The following is an 18,981-nucleotide window of genomic DNA, read 5'->3' on the forward strand; positions in this document are numbered from 1 at the left end:
GCGGCTCAGCGCGGCCCGTCGAACCGGTGCGGCCCGTCCGGGGCGTCCACCATGCCGGCCTCGTAGGCGATGATCGCCGCCTGCACCCGGTTCCGGACGTCCAGGCGGGCCAGCACCGAGCTCACGTACGCCTTGACGGTCCCCTCGACGACGTGCAGCCGCGCGGCGATCTCCGCGTTGGACAGACCGGCCCCCACCAGCGCCAGCACCTCGGTCTCGCGCGGCGACAGGACGGCGGTCCGCCGCCGCGCCGCCGCCCGGCGGGTCAGCCGCCCGCCGCCGAGCTCGCTGATCAGCCGCTGCGCCACCCGCGGCGACAGGTACGCCGCCCCGTCCGCGACGGCCCGGACGCCCGCGATCAGCTCGTGCGGATCCCCGGATTTCAGCAGGAACCCGGCGGCGCCGTCCGCCAGCGCCCGCTCGATGTACTCGTCCTCGCCGAACGTCGTGAGCATGACGACGGCCGTGCCCGGAACGGCGCGGCGCAGCTCGGCCGCCGCGGACAGGCCGTCCAGCCTGGGCATCCGGATGTCGAGGAGCACCACGTCCGGGCGGTGCGCGCGGGCCATCTCGATCGCCGCCCGCCCGTCCCCGGCCTCGGCGACCACCTCGACGCCGGTGTCGGCGGACAGGATCGCCCGCACCCCCGCCCGGATCATGGCCTCGTCGTCGGCGAGCAGCACGCGGATCACGGCGCCGACCTCGCGTCCTTCGCGGCCAGCCTGTCGTTCTGGAAGCACAGCCGGTAAACCTCTCCGAGCCCCAGCAGGTTCCCGTCCGCCCGGAAATACCGGCACCGGGCCCCGGCGGGCGCCTCCGGGAACGACCTCACCCGATCGGCGTCCGGGCTGATCAGCTCCATTCGGGGCAGGACCCGCTCCACGTCGCTCTGCGCCTGTCCGACCCGCAGCGCCGCGAAGTCGCCGGGCCGCAACACCGAGTTCAGCGTCGCGTAGGCGTAGTAACCGACCATCACCACCGACAACGCGGCGACGAGCCCCGCCGGGACCGCGAACGTCACGACGAGCCCCCGCCGCATCTGCCGCCTGTGCCGCGTCAGCTCGTCCTGCGTCCCGTTCTCCGGCCGGGCCAGGACGGCCCGCACCTCGAACCCGCCGTCCGGCATGGCCCCGGCATGCAGCTCACGAACCCGCCCGGCCAACCCGTCCAGCCCATGCCCACCCCCGGTGAGCTGCGACGTTTCCTCCGAGGGGCCATTGGTCACGGTCACGGACGTCCCGTCGACCCGCACCACGACGGCCGCCCCCGGCGCATGCTTGGCCGCGTTCGTCAGCCCTTCCTGGACGACCCGGTACGCCGTCCGCGCGTCCACCGGAACCCCGTCCTCGACCAGCCGGACGTCCATCCCCGACGAGGCCGCCCGGCGCACGAGCCCCGCTACCGACCCGTCGGCGTCGTCCCGCAACAGCCCGATGATCTCGTGCAGCCGGTCGGTCGCGTCCGCCGCGCCCGCGCGCAGCTCGGCCGCCGCCTTCCGGTGATGCTCCGGCAGATCCGCCGCGACCTGCAACGCTCCCGCCCTTACGGCAAGAAGTGCCAACTCGTGCCCGAGCGAATCGTGCATGTCCTGAGCGATCCGAGCCCGCTCCCGGAGCCGCTCCCGCTCGGCGACGATCCGCTGCTCCCGCTCCAACTGCTCGACCCGCTCCCACCCCGCGCGCACGAGCGCCTGATACTGCTGCCGGTACCGCCCCACAAGCCAAGGCAAAACCCCTAGCAGCACCAGCCAGATCGTCAGTGGAAACCACTCGGTCACGTCGTTCCCACGGGCGAGGTTGAAGACCGTCCCGCCGACGCACACCGCCGAGAACAGCCACACCACCGGACGAGCCTGTCCGGCCCGCCGTCCGGTCAGATAGGCCACGACCGGAATCGCGAACGCGAAGTTCCCCTGAACCGTCGTGAGCCCGATGACCAGCAACAACCCAACTTGGGGCCTCACCCACCCGGCCACGGCCGCCCCGATGACCCCGACCCCGGCGACCGCGCCCCACCACCGCCAGTCCGTCCCCTGAACCGGGATCAACCCACCAACGACCACCGGCATGGCCACAACAGCCCAAACCAGCCCGACCCTGACAACCCGCACCACCCCGGCCACGCTACAAGCCGCCCCCCAGCAGGATTACTGCCAAAAGTAAGCAACCTCAGCGTCGGAACAGCGGGCCGCCGACCCGGTGGCCTTGGCGGCGAACGCCTTGCCTCCGGGTCGGCGGCCCGCTTTGGAATGCACCAGAGCCGGCGCGTCCCGAGGTCAGGGAGCGGTGGAGTGGGGGCGGGTGGTTTGCCAGGTGGTGGTGGCGGCGGTGGCCAGGGCTATGAGGGTGCAGAGGGCGATGGCCGCGGTGATCTGGGGCCAGGGGATGACGGTGGGGGCGTCGGCGGCGAGTTTGGCCAGCGAGACGTGTTGGGTGACGGCCGCCAGGACGGTTGCGACGCCGGCGAGGATGGTGCCCACGACCACTGCGATGGCGGATTCGGCGGCGGAGATCCGGATCAGCTGGGCGCGGGTGGCTCCGGCCAGTCCCAGGCCGGTGAACTCGCGGCGGCGTGCGGACATGGCCATGACCAGGGTGTTGGCGATCGCGATCAGCGAGTAGGCCAGGGCGATTCCCAGGATCACCACTGCGGCGTTGTTCGTCTGCTGTTCGAAGTGTGCGCGTTCGGCCGCGAGGTAGGCGTCGTAGGTCATGAGGTGGGCGCCGGTGCCCGCCAGGGCCCGGGTCACCGCGGGGGTGTCGAGGGGGCCGGTGGAGTTCAGGTAGACCTGGGTGGCCGTGGTCTCGTCCGTGAGTGAGGACGAGATGTAGGTGTCGTCGCCGTGTGGGCCGCGGCCGACGACGGCCGAGATGACGGTCGGGATCCGCTTGCCGGACGGCAGGAGGGCGATCACGTGGTCGCCGGGTGCGAGGTCGTCGGATTCGGCCGCGTGCTCGTCGATGACCAGGAAGTTCTCGGGGAGCGCGGCGAGGGAACCGGCGTGGACGGGCGGCCGGATGGTGTCGTTCAGCGCCTGGGTGGGCACCGCGTTCGTGGTCAGCGAGTCGATCTGCTTGCCGTGGGCGGTTCCGATCCGGACGTTCATCGTGGTGACCGGGGTGACCTGGACACCGGGGACGGCCTTGAGGCGGGCGAGCGTCCCGGCGTCGATCCGTGTGCCGCCGTCCGGCATGACCACGGCGGACGCGCGGATCTCCTGGCGCTGCCGGACGAGCGTCGCGGCGTCGCTGGACTTCTGCAGCGTCATCAGGGTGCCGACCAGGCCGACGGCCAGGACGATCGGCGTCACGATGGCGGCCGTCCGGCGCCTGGAGGTGAGGATGTTCTGGCGGACCAGCAAGGGTCCGGCCTTCGCGGAGCGGCGCAACGGCGCGATCAGCAGCCGGGTGACGGGACGCAGGAGGAGCGGCGACAGCAGGGCGAGCGCGCCGACGTAGAGCACCGGGACCGCCTCGTACTTGCGGACGGACGTCGCGAGGTACGGCTCGGTCCGGGCGATCTGGACGCCGGCGATGACCGCACCGGCCAGCATCGCCGTCCCCAGCAGGAGGCGGATCGGCGTCAGCGCGCGGCGCTCCACCACGCTCTCGCGCAGCACCTCGATCGGACGGATCAGGGAGACGCGCAGGAGCGTCGCGCCCGCTCCGGCCAGCGCGGCGCCCACGCCGAGGACGAAGGCGATCAGCAGCGGCACGATGTTGAACGGGATGGTGAACCAGGACGGGGCCACGCCGTGGTCGAGCATCCAGGAGTGCAGCGGGATGGTGGCGAACGGCGCGAGCACGCATCCGACGACCGCCGCGGCCACGCCGATCAGCAGGGCCTCGCCGAGCACCATGCGCCGCACCTGCCGGGGAGCGGCGCCGACCAGCCGCAGGAGCGCCAGCTCGCGGCGGCGCTGCTCGGCGGCGAAGGCGAAGGTCGCGACGACCACGAACACGGCGACGCTCACGGCGAGCCCGGTCGTGCTGCCCGCCATGCCCTGCGCGTTGGCCAGTTCGGCGGATCCTCCGGTGTCGTCCGGGTCCGCCTGGACCCGGTCGTCGCCCGCGAGGACGGCCGCCCGGTCGCCCACGAGCTTGGACAGCCGGGCCGGATCCTGGTCGCTGACCAGCGCGTTCACACCGGGGGAGAGGCGCGCCGCCTCCGCGTCGCCGAAGAACACGGCGTTCTCGAACCACAGCGCGCCGGTGACGCCGACCACCCGGTACGGGCGGACGCCGTCGGGCGTGGCCACCGGGACCTGGCGTCCGATCGACGCCGCGGAGCCGCCGCCGATGGCGATCTCGTCCGCGGACGCCGGGGCGCGTCCGGCCGTGAGGCGGTAGCGCGCGAACGCGGCCGACGACCAGGGATGCCCGGTGACCTTCGACGGCCCGCTGGTGAGCCGGACGGGGAAGCCGCGGTCGGCCGTGGCGTGCCCGGCCGCGGTCACCTTCGCGACCACGTCCGCCGGGAGGACGGCGGGGGACTTCAGCGGATTCCCCTCGAAGCCCAGCGGCGCGACCACGACCGGGGCGTTCTTGAAACGCTGCGGGCCCGGATGCGGTGTGCCGATGGTGGCCGCGAGGGTCAGCGCCATCATGCCGATCATCGTCGTCCCGAGTGCGAGCGCGATGAAGGCGCCCACGAAGCCCGTCAGGCGGTGGCGCAGGGTGGCGACGGAGATCCTCAGCACGCGTCCGCCTCGGCGGGCTCCAGGGCGGCCATCCGCAGGGCGACGGTCTCGGCCGTCGGGTCGGACAGTTCGCCGGTGACCTGGCCGTCGGCGAGGAAGACCACGCGCTGCGCGCGGGACGCGGCCACCGGATCGTGCGTCACCATGACCACCGTCTGGCCGTGGTCCGCCACGATGCCGCGCAGCAGCGCCAGGACGTCGCGCGCGGCGCGGGAGTCCAGCGCGCCGGTCGGCTCGTCCGCGAAGAGCACCTTGGGCCTGGTCACCAGGGCCCGCGCGATGGCGACCCGCTGCTGCTGACCGCCCGACAACTCCGCCGGACGGTGTTCGCTCCGCTCGGAGAGCCCGACGGCGGCCAGCCCCTGGTCGATGGCCGCCGGGTCGATCCTGCGTCCGGCCAGCCGCAGCGGCAGTTCCACGTTCTGCCGGGCCGTCAGCGCCGCGACCAGGTTGAAGGACTGGAAGATGAAGCCCATCCGGTCCCGGCGCAACTCGGTCAGCGCCCGCTCGGAGAGCCGGTGCAGCGGCGCCCCGTCCAGGAGGACCCTTCCGGAGTCCACGCGGTCGAGCCCCGCCGCGCACTGCAGCAGCGTCGACTTCCCCGAGCCGGACGGGCCCATGATCGCCGTGAACGTCCCGGCGTGGAACGCCAGGCTGACCCCGTCCAGGGCGGCGATCTCGCCGTCGCCGCCTCCGTAGGTCTTGCGGACGTCGACCAGGCGGACGACCGCCTGGTCGTCCGCCACGTCGGTGACGTCGGCGGGCTCCGGCGAGGACGCCGCCGAAGAGAATCTCCAGAACATGCTTCTACTTTCAGGGGAACGAACGAGGCGCTCCGGCCTCGACGCACTGAAGACTAGGGCCGCGCCCGACCTGGCGCCTCCGGGCTCATCCCTGAGATCACCCCTGAGTAATCCCCGAAGATCGCCCTCGAAGCGGAGCGGGCGGACGCGTGGTGTTCGCGTCCGCCCGGAGCAGATGGTGGTTCCGATGTCGGTCAGGGGCCATGGAAGGTGACCTCGGGGTCAGGGATCCCGGCGGTGCGCGTCGGACGCCGCCGCCCGCGGTTCGCGTTCAGGGTCGCCGGGCCGCCCACCAGGGGGTCGTGCCGCGCAGGTCGCGGTCGACGTTCGTGACGCAGTGGATGTCGCCGCCGGCGGTGCCGACGTGGTGGGCGTAGTCCCAGTCCTCGATCCAGCGGACGTGGACGCCGACGTTCCGCAGCGCGCTCTCGGTGGCCTGCTCGAACAGGTCCTTCCCGTTCCGGCGCGGACCGTGCTGGGCAGGGGCGAGGTAGCCGCGCGCGCGTGTGCCGGTGGCGATGCCGTTGGCGGCGTCCGGCAGGTACGCGACGGTCAGATCGGTGCGCGGGTAGCCCTTGGGCAGAGCGAGCTTGGTGAACAGCGCCGGGACGCGGACGATGTCCTTCTCGGTGATGCCCGCCTGGTCGCGCAGTTGCCGCAGGGCCTTGTCGACTCCCCGGCCCGCGATGCGGGTGCCGTCCACCAGCGCCGGATCGCGCAGGGCCTGCGCCACGGTCATGCCGGGATTGTCGGTCTTCGACGGGGCGACGCCTTCGACCAGGCGTTGGGATCCGCCGCCGCTCCCGGCGAGGTTCTTCAGGATGTTCAGGCCCAGGCGCGGATCGGCGACCACCATGGCCCAGCCCCGGCTGTTGCGCGCGGGGACGAAGTGCATGAACTCGTCGATGTGCCCGACCCCGAGCCAGGTCGTGTCCACGACGACCGGGGCCTGGTAGCCCTGCGCGGCGAGCATCTTGGTGAACGTCGGGTCGGGCACGAACTTGCCCTCACCGCCGTACACGATCCGTCCGGTGGGGTAACCGGGGGACGGCGGGATCGTCCCGAAGTTGCCGGTCGAACTGGCGGAGCCGTAGTAGAGGTTGTCGTCCGGACGGTCGACGCGTGTGGCGTCGAACTGCTGGATCCCTGCCACGCCCGGCCCGCGCAGCATCGTGAACACCGGACGGGACGCGTCGCGCAGCGGACGGTCACGGGCGGGGAAGTCCGGCGTGACGGCGGGCGACCGGAGGTTCACCACAATGCGATGCTCTGTCCCGCCCGGACCCGGCATCGAGGCGTAGGCGGTCTTGTACATGTCGCCCATCCACCGGTCGCCGCCCGCCGGCGACTCGACGAACGGCTTGCGCAGACCGTCCGCGTCCAGGGCCTTCCGCAGGTCACGCCGGTACTCGTCCGCTCCCGCGAGCGGCCTGCGCGGGGCCTTTCGTCCTTCGAGGGTCTCGGGCGCCTTGGGGTTCGCCACGACCACCCGGTTCAACGGCATGAGGTCGTTCTGGAAGAGCACCGGCGCGACGCGCATCCGCACCCGGTCGGTCTGCGTGGCGCCCCGGTCGGCGACGGTCAGGGTGAGGTCGGTGAACCCCGACCAGACGGCGGGATCGCGGACGACGTCGCGCGCCTCGATCGCGAGCCGGACCCCGCGGCGCAGCTCGTCCGCGCGCACGGCGCCGTCCGCCCCGAGCGCGACGAACGCGCCTCCACGCTCGATGAAGACCCGGACCTTGGCACGCGAGCGGGCGTCCGGCAGCAGCGTCGCCCTCGCGTCGGACGAAACGTCCCGCATCGCCGGGATCTCCAGCCGCGCGAGGTCCGCGAGGTCGGACGCGCCGTTCACCACATCGTCGGACGCGTCGTCGCACGCGGCCAGCGCGGCGTCGGTGAGCCGCGCTCCGGCCGTGGCCGCCGTCGGGCAGCGGGACTGGTCGTCGTCCAGGTTCGGCAGCATGATCGCGCCGCGCGTCGCGGTCCAGGCGCCGCGTCCGGCGTCGTCGGCGGGCGTCAGGCGGCCGTCGCGATCGGTGTCGGCGCGCAGCATGGCCCGCGACGGCGCGTTCGCCGTCGCGGGGGCCGCCAGGCCGGCGAGCACGGCGGCCGAGGCGATCGCCGCCATGCCGATGTTGACGATGCGTGAGTGATCGTTCATGAGGACAGCCTCGGCTCCGGAGCCTCCGCCGGACATCGGCCGTTCGATGGATCATCCGGACGGTCGCATCGGCCGTCGGCATGGTCCGAAAGCCGCGCCGCCGCGTTCTGTGGTGTGTCGCGGGCCTCGCCGCGACGGCCCTGCCGGCCGTCGCGGACACCTCTCGCGTCGGCCTCCCGATCACCGGCGCGGCCTGGCTCGCGGGTGCCGCCGCACTGGCCCTACTGACATTTCCGCACGTCAGGCGGGGTGTGGTAGTGCCCCTGGCGGCCATCGTATCGATGGCGGTGACCCTCCTCTACGAGGGACCCGCCGACAACCGGACGGCACTGTGGTGGCTGGCCGAACTGGGCATATCGGCCCTGACACTCAGGCTGACGGTACGGCGAGCGCCCGGCCGCGCCGCCGCGCTCGGCGGAACGGCCATGGCCGCCGCGATCACCGTCCTTCCGCTGAGACTGACCCTGCACGTCGTCCCGCCCGCGACCTGCACGACTTCGTCGCGCACGACGTCAGCGGCATGATCGTCCAAGCGCAGGCGGCCCAGGTCGGCCCCGATCCCGAGGTGGCGCGCGCCGCGCTCAAGCGCATCGAGGACGCCGGGCTGCGCGCGATGGCGTCCATGGACCGCACCGTCCACATGCTCCACGAAGACGACGGCCCTGCGCGCCGGCGCCTGCGGCTTCCTGCTGAAACGGTCCGGACCCACCCTGCTCGTCGAGGGCGTCCGCGCCGCGGCGGCCGGCGACGCGCTCATCAGCCCGGCGATCACCGCGCGCCTCCTCGACCACTTCCGGACCGGCCCCACCGCCCCGGACGAGCCGGACCCGCGTCTCACCGAGCGCGAGGCGCAGGTCGCGAGCCTGGTCGCCCGGGGACACACCAACGCCGAGATCGCGGCCGAGTTGTTCATCTCACCCGGCACCGCCAAGACCCACGTGGCGCACATCCATCGCAAACTCGGCGTCCGCAACCGCGTCGAGATCGCCGCCTGGGCCTGGGAGAACGGCCACGTCGGCTAGCGGCGGCACGTCCCGGCGCCTCGGGAAAGGGCCGACCCGACCGGCAATGCCCCGCCCAAATCTCCGCCAAATCAGATTCCCCTCCTCCGCGATTCCGGTTTCCGAAATCGGTGGATCGGGGACTTTTCGGGGCGAGATTATTCTCGATTTCACCACCTGGGGCTGGATTCCACTGATCCTCGGCGTGGTCCAGGTGGTCACCGGCGACGGGACATCCGGCGGCCTCTCGTTCGCCGCCCGATCGGCAGGCCCGTCCACGCCAGGGCCGCGAGAAAGCGAGGTCATCATGACCACCGCTCCAGCACCGCGCACCTCCTATTCCGGATGGCTCGGATTCGCCGGGGTGCTCGCCACTCTGCTCGGATTCTTCAACGTCATCGACGGCCTGGTGGCTCTGTTCAACCATCACTACTTCGTCACCAACAGCGGCCACCTCCTGCTCTTCAACTACACCGCCTGGGGCTGGATCTGGCTGATCATCGGGATCATCCAGATCGCCGTCGGCATCGGCATCCTGGCCGGGCAGACCTGGGCGCGCGCCGCGGGAGTCTTCCTCGCCGCGCTCGTGATGATCGGCCAGTTCGCGTTCCTGGCCGCCTATCCGGTCTGGTCGGTGATCAACATCGTCCTGGCGATCCTGGTCATCTACGGCCTGATCAGCGCTCCGCACGGAGCCCGGGCCTGACCCGGGCCGGCGGAGGCACCACCACCGCGCGCCCCCTCGACAGCGTCAGCACGCGCCGTCCCGGGGGCGCCGGGTCGTGACCGCCCCCGGGGACACGACCCGACGAAATCAGCCGGGGGTGACTCGGTGGCTCGGAGCCAGTCCGGCGGTTCGGAATCAGAAGGACGCGGCGGCGTCGCGGGCGGCGGCGAGCGCCTTCTCGCGGGCCGAGTCGGCGTCGGCGGTGACGAGGTTGGGCTGGAAGCGGACGCTGGTGACGTCGGTGATCCCGGCCCAGTTCAGCCAGTCCTCGAAGAACGGCTTCTGGAAGTCGCTGCCGAACGCGGGACCGCGGTCCTCGCCCCAGACCGCGCCGGTGTAGAGCACCGCGGCCTTCTTGCCCGTCATCAGGCCCGAGTAGCCGGTCGCAGGGTCGAAACCGAACAGCATGCCGGGCTGGGAGACGACGTCGATGAACTGCTTGAGGATGTAGGGCACCCCGGCGTTCCACATGGGCACCGAGAACAGGTAGCGGTCGGCCGCGTCGAAGCGGGCGAACGTCGACGCGGCGGCCTCCCAGGCGGCGGCGCCCTCGCCGGACGGCTCGACGCCGGCGAACACGTCCATCTTCGCGGCGGCGGCGGCCGGGCCGAACTCGGGCAGGGATCCGTCCCAGAGGTCGAAGTGCTCGACCTTGTCCTCGGGGTGGGCCTGCCGGTAGGTGTCGAGGAAGGCGTCCGCCAGCTTCAGGGACTCCGAGGCGGCGCCGCGGGGCGAGGCGCTGATGTGCAACAGACGTGACATGGTCGATCTCCGCAGTTCAGGTGGACAGCTCAACCGAAACGGAATAGGTTCCGTTTCATGGAGGAAGATAACGGAATGGATTCCGTTTCGTCAAGGCGCCCGTCCCTGCCGCTCGCCGCCGGCGAACCCGCGGTCGGACGCGGACGCACACGCGCGGACGCGACGCGCAACCGGGGCAAGGTTCTGGACGCGGCCGAGCGTCTGTTCGCGCGGGACGGCGTGGACAAGGTCACGATGCAGGCCGTCGCCAAGGAGGCCGGAGTGGGCGTCGGGACCCTCTACCGCGGCTTCACCGACAAGGCCGGTCTCGCGATGGCCCTCCTGGACGAGCGCGAACGCGAGTTCCAGGGGCGGATGCTCTCCGGCCCCCCGCCGCTCGGCCCGGGGGCCGACCCGGTCGACCGGCTGGCCGCCTTCGTCTCGGGCTATGTGGAACTGGTCGCCGAGCAGCTGGAGCTCGTCCTGCTGTCGCAGACCGCCGCTCCGGGCGCCCGCTTCCGCAGCGGTGCGCACGTGCTGTGGCGGACGCACTGCCGCCACCTGCTGGAGTCGGCCGGAGCCCCCGCCCCGGAGCTCCGCGCCGAAGCGCTCCTCGCGGCGCTCTCCGGCGAGATGATCGCCCACTGGCTCACCGAGCGGAACCGGGACCTGGCCGGGATCTCGGCCGAGCTGGCCGGCCTTGCCCGCTCCCTCGCCGCACCCGGCTGACCCCTCCTCCGTTCCTCCTGGCGCATGCCGTCCCCGGCCGGGGCGGCATGCCCGAAAGCCCTATGGCGTAAGGGTTGTTCGGCTTTGAGGGGCTCCGTGTGGGTACGATGCGGATGATCACTCCCTGAGCCCTGAGGTGCACATGGCCGAGTCCCCGCAGATCCCCATCGGCGTTCCGACGGCGGCGCGCGTCTACGACGTGATGCTGGGCGGCAAGGACAACTACGCGGTGGACCGGGCCGTGGCCGAGGGCAGCCTCGCGATCATGCCGGAGCTGCGCGAGATCGCCCTGCACAACCGCGCGATCCTGCACCGGGTCGTCCGCCACCTCGCCGCGGAGAAGGGGATCACGCAGTTCCTGGACCTCGGATCGGGCCTGCCGACCGTCCGCAACACGCACGAGGTCGCCCAGGAGGTCAACCCGGACGCGCACGTCGTGTACGTGGACATCGACCCCATCGTGCTGGCGCACGGCCGGGCGATCCTGGCCAACAACGCCAACACCGCGGTGGTGACCGCCGACATCCGCGAGCCGGCCGACCTCCTCGACCGTCCCGAGGTCCGCGCGCTCATCGACTTCGACAAGCCCGTCTGCGTGATGCTCGTCGGCATCCTGCACCACCTCGGCGACGACGAGAACCCCGGCGAGATCGTCCGGGTCCTGCGGGACGCCGTGCCGAGCGGCTCGTACTTCTTCATCACCAACTTCACCCGCCTCGGCGACGCCCCCGAGTCCGTCGCCCTGGAGAAGCAGCTCCTGGAGCAGCTCGGCACCGGCCGCGTCCGCACGCCCGCCGAGCTGGCCGGCTTCTTCGACGGCCTCGAGGTCCTGTCGCCCGGCCTCGTCCCGCTTCCGCTGTGGCGTCCCGACGAGCCCGTCCTGGACGCCAGCACCGTCGACGTCCGCTTCATGACCGGTGGCGTGGGCCGCAAGCCCTAGCGGGACCCGTCCGGGGGTGACGGCCTCGGCGCGCCGGGAAGCCGGATCGTGACGAGGAGGCCCCCGGTGGCGCCGGGGGTCAGATCGAGGGTCCCGTCGTGCGCCCGGACGATGCTGTGCACGATGGCCAGTCCGAGCCCGACGCCGGCGTGATCGCCGCCGCGCACGCGTTCCGTCCCGCGCTGGAAGGGCTCGAGGAGGGTCGGCAGCAGGGCCGGCGGGACGGGCGGTCCGGTGTTCTCGACCCGCACCACGCTCGCGTCGTGCCGCGACTCGGTGTGGACCGTCACGGTGCCGCCGTCGGGCAGGTTGTGGACGATGGCGTTCTGGACGAGGTTCGTCACCATCCGCAGGAGGAGCGCCGCGGAGCCGGCGGCCGGCGTCGCCTCTCCGGTGACGTCGAGCGTGATCCCGCGCCGTTCGGCGAGGGGGAGCAGCGTCTCGGCGGCCTCCTCGGCGACGAGGGAGAGGTCGACGGGTTCGCGCGTGAAGCTCCTGCGTTCGCTGCGGCTGAGCAGCAGGAGGGCCTCGGTGAGGTCGATCGCCCGCGTGTTGACGGTGTGGAGGCGCTGGATGAGCTCCCCCTGGTCCCGCGCGGGATCGCCGAGCGCCACGTCGAGCAGCGCCTGCGAGATCGCCAGCGGTGTGCGCAGTTCGTGGGAGGCGTTCGCGGCGAACCGCTGCTGTTCGGTCACGTGGGACTCGAGCCGCTCGAGCATGCCGTCGAACACGTCGGAGAGCTCGCGGAACTCGTCCTTCGGGCCGTCCATGCGGATCCGGTGGGACAGCGATCCGTTCGTGGCCATCCGTGCGGCGTCCGTGATCCGCGCGAGCGGCGCGAGCATCCGGCCCGCGAGGATCCATCCTCCGAGGACGCCGAACACGAACAGGACGGCCAGCACCTCCGCCGCACGGGGCAGGAAGAGGCGCAGGAGGACCCTGCGGTTGGGGATGAAGCCGCCTGGCGCGTAGGGCGTGTGCGTGGGGACGTACCGCAGCAGGGACACCCACACCACGGCCAGCAGGAGGACACCGGCGAGGGAGATCAGCCCGGCGTAGCTGAGGGTGAGTTTCAGCCGGACGCTGAGCCCCTGCCGCCTATCCACGCGCGTCGCCGGGCTCGTCCGCGTCGGTGTCGATCCGGTAGCCGACGCCGAGCACCGTGGAGATGAGCCACGGTTCGCCGAGCCGTTTGCGCAGGGCGGAGACGGTGATGCGGACGGCGTTGGTGAACGGGTCGGTGTTCTCGTCCCAGGCCCGTTCCAGGAGTTCCTCGGCGCTGACGACACCGCCCTCGGCGGCCACGAGGACCTCGAGCACGGCGAACTGCTTGCGGGTCAGCGCGACGTAGCGTCCGTCGCGGAAGACCTCCCGGCGGAAGGGGTCCAGCCGGAGGCCCGCGATCTCCCGGACTGGCGGGCGGGCCCGCGCGCGCCTGCGGTCCAGCGCCCGCAGGCGCATGACGAGCTCCCGGAGCTCGAACGGCTTGGTGAGATAGTCGTCCGCGCCGAGCTCGAACCCGGACGCCTTGTCGTCGATCCGGTCGGCGGCGGTGAGCATGAGGATCGGGATGCCGCTGCCGGACGCGACGATCCATCGGGCGACCTCGTCGCCGGACGGCCCGGGGATGTCCCGGTCGAGGACCGCGAGGTCGTAGGAGTTGACGCTGAGCATCTCCAGGGCCGAGTCGCCGTCACCGGCGATGTCGGCGGCGATCGCCTCCAGCCGGAGCCCGTCCCGGACGGCCTCGGCCAGGTACGGCTCGTCCTCCACGATCAGCACACGCATGCCCCAAGGCTAAACAACACGGCATATCGCCGACATATGCGAGCCTCACCACCTTCACCGCCGTGACCGTGACCGATGCCGAGGTCACCATTCGGAACAGCGATGAATATGTCGGAGATTTCGTCCTCGAAGTCCTGCCGCCGGCCTCCTGAAGTCAGGGCGCGACGCCCGGATGCGGCAGCCGAACCGGCTCGACCCTCCGGTACTCGAAGTGCCACCACTCGTTGTCGTAGACGCGGTGCAGTCCGTACCGTCCGCCATTCCGTTCGAGCCACCGCGCGCCCTCGGTCGGCCGGACGTCGAGCGCGATCCCCCGCACGTGGCCCGATTCCTCCGGCGGCAGCACCCTGTGCCGCGCCGCGGACACCGATCCCGTGCGCCGCACCTCCTCGAAGAAGATCCGCTGCTGTTCCGCCGCGTCCCGATATCCCGAGGTGAGGCCGATCAGCTGTCCGTCCCGCCAGAACGCCTCAGCCCGCGCCCACGTGAACGCCGCCAGCGCCTCCGGCGCCAGCCCCCGCAGATCCTCGGCGGGAAAGCGCAGTCCCAGCGCCCATTGGCAGGCCAGAAAACGAGCACGCCCCGGCGCGCGACAAAACCCGACCGGCACCAACAACACCGCGACAACCCGAGTGACAACCGCAAGAAATGCGCTGTGATCCATGCCTTCACTGAAGACAAACCCCCGTTGCAGGGGCATACGCGCATTCCCATACGCCCGCGATACACGCCACCCCACGTGCGGGGGGTCGGACCACCGTCCGCCGCCGCCCGGTCCCGATTCCGGAACTTCTACCCCATATCGCACGTCGATCCTGGCAAGAGGGATGTCCCTCGGCTGCACCCGGCGGCCCCACGTCGGCGGTGGTCCCCGCATGGTGGCACGCGAACGGAGCAATCGATGATCGTTGGTCTCATGACCGCCCTCTCCGCCTCGGCCTGTTACGGCGTCGGGTCGGTCCTGCAGGCCATGGGATCCCGCAGGTCCGCCGAGAGGTCCGGGACGGTCACCCAGCACGGCGGCCCCAGCCTCTCCTCCACCGCGAAGGCCGCCGTGACCTGGGAGTTCATGCTGGGAACCGTGCTCGACTTCGTCGGCTTCGGGCTCGGCGCGCTGGCCGCCAGGCTGCTGCCCCTGTTCCTGTCGCAGACCGTGATCAGCGCCAACCTGGTGATCACCGCGGTGCTGGGCATCAAGCTGCTGGGCGTGAGGCTGGGCCGGCGGGAGTGGGCCTCCATCGGCGTGGTCTGCGCGGCCCTGGTGCTGCTGGCCGGCGCCGCGGGCCCCGAGGGCGGCGGCCGCACCCCGATATCCACCCACTGGTGGCTGCTGGCGGCCTCCGTCCTGCTGATCGGCGGCGGCACCCTGGCGGTGCGCTGGATGGGATCGAAAGCGGCGATCCCGGCCGGCCTGCTGTCCGGCCTGGGCTTCGGCGTGGTGGGCATCGGGGTCCGGGTGCTGAACGGCGCGGACCCGCTCGCCCCCGGCGCACTCCTGACCGACCCCGCCCTCTACGCCATCCTGGTCAGCGGCATCGGCGGCATGTACCTCCACACCGTCGCCCTGCAGATCGGCTCGATCAACGGCGCCACCGCGGCCCTGGTGGTGGGCGAGACCGTGGTCCCCGGGATCCTCGGCGTCCTCTGGCTCGGCGACGCCTCACGCCCCGGCTACGCCTGGGTGGCCGTCCTCGGCTTCGTCCTGGCCGTGATCGGCGCCGTAGCCGTCGCCTGGTACGGCGAGCCCGAGGACACCCAGACCCAGGAACCCCACCCAGAAGAAGCCGCCGCCTCAACCTGACCGCCCGCCAAGCAACCACCAGCCAACCAAGCGGGCAAAAGCACCCCGTACCTGCGCATCGGTCAGATCCAGCTGCTCTCGTATCAGCTATGGCCGGAGGCGGTGACCAACCGCGAGTTCGTCGCGCGCTTCCCCGACGCCGAGTTCCCCGCGAATGGTCGTCCGCCCGGCGATTGGGCCCGCGAGTTGCTGCTGCGCGTGGTGGAGACCGCAGCGTTCGGCCGTGGTGGTTCGGCGTGGCGGCTGATGGACGGCCAGGCGATCCACTACGGAGGTGCCCCGACCGATGACAGGTGGTCCTTCAGCGGATGGTTCACCGACCCCGCCCCGCCCCGTTCGATGGCCGACTGGACGGGTGATCACTACCGACGGCACAAGTGCCGGACGGTCGGTAGCCGATCGCCATTCGGTCATAGCCCGTGCTTGGCCGGTCGCCGGCTACGCGAGCAGGTTGTAGGTGCGGGTCACGACGGTCAGGTCGCCGTCCTCACGCGTGGAGGGCACCAGATCGCGCGGCGGCGGCACGAAGCCGGGCACGGTCGTGAGGCCGGTCGTCTCCGCGATCGCGGTGAGCCGCTGACCGCCCGGCACGCGCACGCTGATCGAGGCGCCGCCGGCGGGGAGGCCACGGAAGCGGACCTCGCCCGGCCAGGTCTTGGGTCGTGTCCCGTCGACCGCCACCCGTGCGGGCCTGGAACCCGGTATGGCCGCCGACGCCTCGGTGATCGGGCGGTCGAAGCGCAGCGTCACCGAGCGGGCGCCGCGTCCGGCGCTCACCCGCAGCCGGAGGAGGTCGCCGTCGCGGGAGACGATCCGAACGTTGGGCGCGGCAGCCCGCATCGGCTGGGCCGGACCCGTCCACCGCAGGTTGCGGGCGTATCCGGGCGGAAGCCCGCCCTGGTCGTGGCCGGACACGTACCGCCGGGTCCAGGAACCGGGATCCGCGTCACCGCTCACCCAGCGCGCGGTGCCGCTGTCGGCGTTCATCACGTAGGCCAGGTGGGTGCGGCGCGGGTGCGTCTGGTCGTAGGTGTCGACGGCCATTCCGGTCGCGGCCAGCGCGACGGCGAGCGCGAGGGCCGACGGCATGGCGAGCGCGGCCCGCTGCTCGGGGAGAACGAGCTCGGCGAGGGGAAGCAGCGCCAGCCCGAACAGCGCCAGTGCCAGCGCGGGCACGCCCGCCAGCGCGAGCCCCATGCCGTCGAAGGCCGCCTGCGCCCACGCGGGCAGCAGCAATCCGGGGACGACGAGCCCGAGCATCAGCGCCGCAAACCGCCCACGCGGCAGCAGGACGGCACCGAGAGCGCCCAGCGCGCACGCCAGAGCGGGCAGCGTGCACAGGAACGCGGCACCCGGCGCGACCCACGTGAGCAGGACGCCCAAACCCGTCGGCCAGGCGAGCGCGCCGACCGCGAGCGCAGCCGGGCCGAGCCTGCGGCGCAGCGGCACGTACCACAGCGACAGCGCGAGCACGGCCAGCGCGGCGACGGCGGCCCGGTAGGGCATCGGCCGGTGCAGCAGGCCGCCCATCGCGTCGTAGTCGGGCCGCACGCCCGCCAGGATGCTCCACAGCACCTGCGCCAGTACGGCCGTCAGCAGCAGCGGCAGCACCGCGGACACCGCGGCGATCAGCATGCGCGGCAGGCTCGCGAGCCGCCGTTTCCGCACCGTCACGATCAGCCCGCCGAACGCCAGGACCGACAGGACGGTCAGCACCGGCACCAGCGCCCCCGGATAGGTCACCATCACCCCGGGCAGCCGGAAGTAGGTCGTGTCGCCCCGACCGTCCAGATCGGCCAGATCGGTGTTCCCGAGCGTGCGGGTGAGGGCGAGCATGGTGGCGCCGTGGTGCTGGAGGCTGCCCCGATCGAGGTTGCCGATCGAGTCCGTGGCCGTGTGGTAGTGGGAACCGCGCTGGATCCAGGCGAAGTTCATACCGCGGAACCCGGCTTTGGAAAGCGGGGTGAAGTCGGTGTTGTTCGGCAGCATCCGGTAGAGCTCGACCATCGAGGAGTCACCGTGCGGCCTCGGCGCCGCGTGCGCGAACGCGCTGACCAGCCGCGCATTGTTCCGGGTCGTCTCGAACATCAGCGTGGGTCCGCCCGCCCCACGCGCCTCGAAGTTGAGGAGCACACCCTTGGCCCGGCCGAGCGGATGCTCCCGGACGAACGCCTCAGCGCCGAGCACGCCGTCCTCCTCACCATCGGACAGCAGGAGGACCAGGTCGTTGCGCAGCGGGCCGCGCTCCCGCAGCGCGCGGGCCGTCTCCAGGATCGCGGCCACGGCCGCACCGTCGTCGGACGCCCCGGGCCCCATCGCCGCGGAGTCGTAGTGGGCGGCCAGCATGATCATCCCGGTGGAGTCGCTGCCCGGCAGGGTGGCGACCACGTTCTCCACCCGCCCGAACGTCGCCAGCCCCGCCCCCGAGGAGGCTCCGACCGCACGCTGCGCCTGCACGCCGAACCCTTGGGCGCGCAGGCGCTCGACGAGGTAGTCGCGTGTCCTCGCGCTCGCCGCACTGCCGATCGGCCGCGGCTCCTTGGCGAACCGGTTGAGATGGTCGAGGGCTCGCGCGGCACTGAACTCGTCCGCCCGAGCGTCCGCGGGCGACGGGCGCGGTGGGCCGTCCGCCACCGCCCCGGCGAACATGACCACGCCGAGGGCCAGCAATCCGAGCACGCCGGCGAGCACGCGGCGTGATGAGTCGAGCAATTTCTCCTTCACGCGACCCGACGCTAGACACGCCCGCACGGGCCCGGAATGGGGCAATCAACCCGATCGGCCTGCGGTTTCCCGCACCCCCGTTCATGTTGACCATCTCAAGGTGCAGGTCAAACCCCCGGCGATGTCCACCCCTCGCCTACGAACCAATGTGCCCTTCGGACCGGCGGACGCACGCACCGCCTGCTCAGCCGCGGCACCAAACGCGGGCCGCGTCCGAGGTCCTCGCCACCGGTCGGCACGACCTGCGGGAAACGGCTCACCCATCGGCGCTGCCAGGGGCTCCCACAGCTTTGACGCTCCCGCCCCGCCGGGGTGGCACTGAACGCCTACGGCCGCCCACGATGACCCGTGAGCGCCCACGACGGCCGCTGAATCCGGGGCGTGCCCAGGAGGACGCGGATCGCCGGACGACCACGGAGCGACCATGAGGACGAACTACCCCGAAAACAACGCTGGGCAAACGCGACATTCTCGCGTTCGCCCAGGTCAGGTGGGTGGGTCGCGTGGGACTCGAACCCACAACCTACGGATTAAAAGTCCGGAGCTCTGCCAATTGAGCTAGCGACCCGACTGATCCGGTGCCTGTTCGCGGGTGGCGAGCGGGTGGACGGATCAGGTGCCCGATCCTACCGGGCCTCCGCAGAGTGTAGGCCGGGCGGTCGGCGGCCGCATCCCTGAATCCGGCCGGTGCGAGGGGGATGCCGGTGCCGGGACGTGGGGAGGAGCGGGCCGGTGTGGGACGAGCTGGAGTTCGGGGAGGTCAGGGGGTGGGGATGCCCTGGCACGCGCCGCTTGCGCGGGTGGCCGGGGGGCGTCGCGCACCTGCGTCAGCTGATCTGCGTGAAGGGTTGATGCGGGATGTCG

The 18,981-nt window shown here is 72.0% G+C and carries 16 protein-coding genes, 1 tRNA gene and 1 pseudogene; 7 read left to right on the forward strand and 11 right to left on the reverse strand.

The window, feature by feature from the left end:
• Positions 1 to 5: 5 nt before the first annotated feature.
• From AB0L06_RS12625 to AB0L06_RS12645, 5 genes are all read right to left on the reverse strand, one after another.
• Positions 6 to 692 carry a response regulator transcription factor gene (locus AB0L06_RS12625; protein ID WP_500231087.1) on the reverse strand — a complete coding sequence of 229 codons (687 nt, stop codon included), beginning with the start codon at positions 690 to 692 and terminating at the stop codon, positions 6 to 8.
• Complete coding sequence (locus AB0L06_RS12630; protein WP_500231088.1) at positions 689 to 2,068, reverse strand: sensor histidine kinase; 1,380 nt, start codon at positions 2,066 to 2,068, stop codon at positions 689 to 691. The genes AB0L06_RS12625 and AB0L06_RS12630 overlap by 4 nt, the downstream gene beginning before the upstream one ends.
• Positions 2,069 to 2,275: 207 nt before the next feature.
• Positions 2,276 to 4,699 carry an FtsX-like permease family protein gene (locus AB0L06_RS12635; protein ID WP_500231089.1) on the reverse strand — a complete coding sequence of 808 codons (2,424 nt, stop codon included), beginning with the start codon at positions 4,697 to 4,699 and terminating at the stop codon, positions 2,276 to 2,278.
• A complete protein-coding gene (locus AB0L06_RS12640; RefSeq protein WP_500231090.1) occupies positions 4,693 to 5,502 on the reverse strand; it encodes an ABC transporter ATP-binding protein in 810 nt (269 codons plus the stop codon). The genes AB0L06_RS12635 and AB0L06_RS12640 overlap by 7 nt, the downstream gene beginning before the upstream one ends.
• 271 nt (positions 5,503 to 5,773) lie before the next feature.
• Positions 5,774 to 7,666 carry a protein-arginine deiminase family protein gene (locus AB0L06_RS12645; RefSeq protein WP_500231091.1) on the reverse strand — a complete coding sequence of 631 codons (1,893 nt, stop codon included), beginning with the start codon at positions 7,664 to 7,666 and terminating at the stop codon, positions 5,774 to 5,776.
• 281 nt (positions 7,667 to 7,947) lie between these two features.
• Between AB0L06_RS12645 and AB0L06_RS12650 the strand changes: the two genes are divergently transcribed.
• The 4 genes and pseudogenes from AB0L06_RS12650 (at position 7,948) to AB0L06_RS12665 (ending at position 9,373) form a co-directional block, all read left to right on the forward strand.
• Positions 7,948 to 8,190: a hypothetical protein gene (locus tag AB0L06_RS12650; RefSeq protein ID WP_500231092.1), complete on the forward strand. Its 243-nt coding sequence runs from the start codon at positions 7,948 to 7,950 to the stop codon at positions 8,188 to 8,190.
• A pseudogene (locus AB0L06_RS12655) lies at positions 8,187 to 8,261 on the forward strand (hypothetical protein); the annotation flags it as partial. The gene AB0L06_RS12650 and the pseudogene AB0L06_RS12655, both read left to right, overlap by 4 nt.
• 172 nt (positions 8,262 to 8,433) lie before the next feature.
• Positions 8,434 to 8,688, forward strand: a complete 255-nt coding sequence (locus tag AB0L06_RS12660) for a response regulator transcription factor (protein WP_500231317.1) — start codon at positions 8,434 to 8,436, stop codon at positions 8,686 to 8,688.
• Between the two features lie 286 nt (positions 8,689 to 8,974).
• Positions 8,975 to 9,373 carry a DUF7144 family membrane protein gene (locus AB0L06_RS12665; protein WP_500231093.1) on the forward strand — a complete coding sequence of 133 codons (399 nt, stop codon included), beginning with the start codon at positions 8,975 to 8,977 and terminating at the stop codon, positions 9,371 to 9,373.
• Between the two features lie 156 nt (positions 9,374 to 9,529).
• Here the strand turns inward: AB0L06_RS12665 and AB0L06_RS12670 are convergent, their stop codons facing one another.
• Complete coding sequence (locus AB0L06_RS12670) at positions 9,530 to 10,156, reverse strand: FMN-dependent NADH-azoreductase (RefSeq protein ID WP_500231094.1); 627 nt, start codon at positions 10,154 to 10,156, stop codon at positions 9,530 to 9,532.
• A 75-nt stretch (positions 10,157 to 10,231) separates the two neighbouring features.
• Here AB0L06_RS12670 and AB0L06_RS12675 point away from each other — a divergent pair, with 75 nt between their 5' ends.
• Both AB0L06_RS12675 and AB0L06_RS12680 read left to right on the forward strand, forming a co-directional pair.
• A complete protein-coding gene (locus AB0L06_RS12675) occupies positions 10,232 to 10,864 on the forward strand; it encodes a TetR/AcrR family transcriptional regulator (protein ID WP_500231095.1) in 633 nt (210 codons plus the stop codon).
• 142 nt (positions 10,865 to 11,006) lie between these two features.
• Positions 11,007 to 11,804 carry an SAM-dependent methyltransferase gene (locus AB0L06_RS12680; RefSeq protein ID WP_500231096.1) on the forward strand — a complete coding sequence of 266 codons (798 nt, stop codon included), beginning with the start codon at positions 11,007 to 11,009 and terminating at the stop codon, positions 11,802 to 11,804.
• Here AB0L06_RS12680 and AB0L06_RS12685 read toward each other — a convergent pair.
• From AB0L06_RS12685 to AB0L06_RS12695, 3 genes are all read right to left on the reverse strand, one after another.
• Complete coding sequence (locus tag AB0L06_RS12685; protein WP_500231097.1) at positions 11,801 to 12,910, reverse strand: sensor histidine kinase; 1,110 nt, start codon at positions 12,908 to 12,910, stop codon at positions 11,801 to 11,803. The genes AB0L06_RS12680 and AB0L06_RS12685 overlap by 4 nt on opposite strands.
• Positions 12,903 to 13,592: a response regulator transcription factor gene (locus AB0L06_RS12690; protein ID WP_500231098.1), complete on the reverse strand. Its 690-nt coding sequence runs from the start codon at positions 13,590 to 13,592 to the stop codon at positions 12,903 to 12,905. The genes AB0L06_RS12685 and AB0L06_RS12690 overlap by 8 nt, the downstream gene beginning before the upstream one ends.
• Positions 13,593 to 13,746: 154 nt before the next feature.
• On the reverse strand, positions 13,747 to 14,292 hold the full coding sequence (locus AB0L06_RS12695) for a M15 family metallopeptidase (RefSeq protein ID WP_500231099.1): 546 nt from the start codon (positions 14,290 to 14,292) through the stop codon (positions 13,747 to 13,749).
• Between the two features lie 201 nt (positions 14,293 to 14,493).
• Between AB0L06_RS12695 and AB0L06_RS12700 the strand changes: the two genes are divergently transcribed.
• The gene (locus tag AB0L06_RS12700) at positions 14,494 to 15,393 is read left to right on the forward strand and encodes a DMT family protein (RefSeq protein WP_500231100.1); all 900 of its coding nucleotides are present in this window, start codon (positions 14,494 to 14,496) and stop codon (positions 15,391 to 15,393) included.
• Positions 15,394 to 15,831: 438 nt separating this feature from the next.
• On the opposite strand, the gene AB0L06_RS12705 is transcribed toward AB0L06_RS12700, so the two are convergent.
• Together AB0L06_RS12705 and AB0L06_RS12710 are read right to left on the reverse strand one after the other, a co-directional pair.
• The gene (locus tag AB0L06_RS12705; RefSeq protein WP_500231101.1) at positions 15,832 to 18,117 is read right to left on the reverse strand and encodes a M28 family peptidase; all 2,286 of its coding nucleotides are present in this window, start codon (positions 18,115 to 18,117) and stop codon (positions 15,832 to 15,834) included.
• 495 nt (positions 18,118 to 18,612) lie between these two features.
• Positions 18,613 to 18,685 (reverse strand) — tRNA-Lys (locus tag AB0L06_RS12710).
• Positions 18,686 to 18,981: the final 296 nt, after the last annotated feature.

The sequence above is a fragment of the Spirillospora sp. NPDC052269 genome (assembly GCF_040679435.1).
Classification (GTDB): Bacteria; Actinomycetota; Actinomycetes; order Streptosporangiales; family Streptosporangiaceae; genus Spirillospora.

Excerpts from the sequence above, each read along its gene's own strand:
- AB0L06_RS12645 (WP_500231091.1), bottom strand. The coding sequence starts at position 7,666 with ATGAACGATCACTCACGCATCGTCAACATCGGCATGGCGGCGATCGCC.
- AB0L06_RS12650 (WP_500231092.1), top strand. The coding sequence starts at position 7,948 with ATGGCGGTGACCCTCCTCTACGAGGGACCCGCCGACAACCGGACGGCA.
- AB0L06_RS12665 (WP_500231093.1), top strand. The coding sequence starts at position 8,975 with ATGACCACCGCTCCAGCACCGCGCACCTCCTATTCCGGATGGCTCGGA.
- AB0L06_RS12695 (WP_500231099.1), bottom strand. The coding sequence starts at position 14,292 with ATGCCCCTGCAACGGGGGTTTGTCTTCAGTGAAGGCATGGATCACAGC.
- AB0L06_RS12670 (WP_500231094.1), bottom strand. The coding sequence starts at position 10,156 with ATGTCACGTCTGTTGCACATCAGCGCCTCGCCCCGCGGCGCCGCCTCG.
- AB0L06_RS12690 (WP_500231098.1), bottom strand. The coding sequence starts at position 13,592 with ATGCGTGTGCTGATCGTGGAGGACGAGCCGTACCTGGCCGAGGCCGTC.
- AB0L06_RS12680 (WP_500231096.1), top strand. The coding sequence starts at position 11,007 with ATGGCCGAGTCCCCGCAGATCCCCATCGGCGTTCCGACGGCGGCGCGC.
- AB0L06_RS12630 (WP_500231088.1), bottom strand. The coding sequence starts at position 2,068 with ATGCCGGTGGTCGTTGGTGGGTTGATCCCGGTTCAGGGGACGGACTGG.
- AB0L06_RS12640 (WP_500231090.1), bottom strand. The coding sequence starts at position 5,502 with ATGTTCTGGAGATTCTCTTCGGCGGCGTCCTCGCCGGAGCCCGCCGAC.
- AB0L06_RS12675 (WP_500231095.1), top strand. The coding sequence starts at position 10,232 with ATGGATTCCGTTTCGTCAAGGCGCCCGTCCCTGCCGCTCGCCGCCGGC.
- AB0L06_RS12700 (WP_500231100.1), top strand. The coding sequence starts at position 14,494 with ATGATCGTTGGTCTCATGACCGCCCTCTCCGCCTCGGCCTGTTACGGC.